The 352-nt window shown below is 58.8% G+C and carries 1 protein-coding gene; it reads right to left on the bottom strand.

Annotated features, from left to right (window positions below):
• Positions 1-120 (bottom strand): helix-turn-helix domain-containing protein (locus AC1RO3_RS08890; RefSeq protein ID WP_481764064.1); only part of this gene is annotated, 120 nt, incomplete at its 3' end.
• Positions 121-352 lie beyond the last annotated feature (232 nt).

Below are 352 nucleotides of genomic sequence, written 5' to 3'. Positions count from 1 at the left end.
CTCGTCGAAAGCAGACGGCCGCTCCGGAGTCTGGAACGTCGGCGGCGACTCTGACGCCAACGCCTTCAACACCGTCGTCCGCGAGATCCCAAGCTGTCTCGCGATCTGCGCCTTCGGCACTCCCTCCGCCAGATGCAACTGCCGAATCAAGGCCCAATGCTCCAAGGAGATCACCCGTCCAATCGTGGAGTAGGTGTCCAGATCTCAAAGAGCGAATGTGTTCAGTTCCTCACGAGCGCTGACAAACAGGCTGATTGTAAATACGAGAACCCAACCCACAGCAGCGGATTAAGCCCTCTTTCGCCCTTGCAGAAACAACCTTACATGCGCGCCTCCGGCGACGCCAGCAAGC

It is taken from the genome of Dellaglioa sp. CoH-57-MRSF-19, from assembly GCF_056781975.1.
This window is presented reverse-complemented; position numbering and strand designations above follow the sequence as displayed.